1 protein-coding gene is annotated in these 684 nt (G+C 51.3%); it reads left to right on the top strand.

Going from position 1 to position 684, the window contains the following annotated elements:
• Window positions 1-75 precede the first annotated feature (75 nt).
• The coding region (locus DEQ92_RS21150) for a hypothetical protein (protein ID WP_147299541.1) at window positions 76-684 on the top strand (609 nt) is incomplete at its 3' end.

Here is a 684-nt window from a genome sequence, read left to right as displayed (position 1 = left end):
AATCGGTTAATCGGCGGAGATGGATTAGGCGAGCATGAGCGGAGGAGACATAGACGTGTCCTTGAGGTCTTCTCGTTGTTCGACAAGGTCGAATGGAAGCTGGAAAACGAAGAGCGATCGGAAGAAGCAGAGTGGTTAGCCGAAGTAGCCGGATTTGAGGACCGTCAAGCCGAAATCGAATTCAACGAAATCGTTGAGTATCAACGCGACCGGGGAATCCTGAAGGGCGAGTACTATCTCTCTGTAACGCCGCTCCCACTAGCGACCCACTTGTTAGGTTCGTGGCTGGAGAAGCATGGAAAATCGGAGATCGAAGAACTCTTTGAGAAAATGCCCCCAGACATGCTCTCTCGGTTTGGGGAACGCATCCCGTACATGGCTTCATACCGGCCGGGTCGGCAATGGATTTCTGAAAAGCTCTCCACAGACGGGTTGTTCTATGAAAACGAGGGTGCGGTTCTAGAGACTGACTGGGGAAGCCAGTTGTTCCTCCAATTCGCAGAAGCAGCCCCCCGTGACGCGATAGATCCTGCTGAAAGCTTCGTTAATCAGAAATCAGTAGACAAGTTACGCCAGTTCACTACTGGACGGCGGAACATCATTCAATCACTACAGTACATGGCTGTCTGGGATGATACATTCAAACGAGCCGCCGAACTGCTTCTTGATTTAGCCGAGGCAGAA

Source organism: Haloferax sp. Atlit-6N (genome assembly GCF_003383195.1).
In the GTDB taxonomy this organism is placed as follows: Archaea; Halobacteriota; Halobacteria; order Halobacteriales; family Haloferacaceae; genus Haloferax; species Haloferax gibbonsii.
Note: the sequence above shows the minus strand (reverse complement) of the source record. Positions and strands in the feature narration are given on the sequence as shown.